The organism is Belnapia sp. AC561 (genome assembly GCF_979252845.1).
The window spans coordinates 1-278 of record NZ_CEEDBP010000195.1 but is presented as its reverse complement, the minus strand read 5'-3'; the positions used below and the strand labels follow the sequence as shown (position 1 = coordinate 278).

At 40.6% G+C, this 278-nt stretch carries 1 protein-coding gene; it reads right to left on the bottom strand.

Translation table 11 applies throughout. From position 1 onward, the window contains the following. Positions 1 to 278, bottom strand: a 278-nt coding sequence (locus AC0IW9_RS30720) for a hypothetical protein (protein WP_471652093.1), incomplete at both ends; no start/stop codon positions are given.

The window sequence follows — 278 nt, the reverse complement described above, 5'->3', positions numbered from 1 at the left end:
AACCATAACTTGCCCGGATTTTTAATAAACTGATTGATGAACTGCCTTTTAAGAAATCTTCTTCTGATGCAATCCATGCTACTGAACCCGCAGGGAAGTAACCATATTTATGGTTTGCGCCAAAACGGGACGAACCATCGGCCCTAACGCTAAACCCAAGTAAGTAACGATCGTTATATTTGTAATTCGCTCTCAGGAAATAAGACAAGAAGCTAAATGCGCTTTCGTTGGATGTTGCGGTAACTTTTGTGGCAGCACTACCTAATTTGATGTAAGAA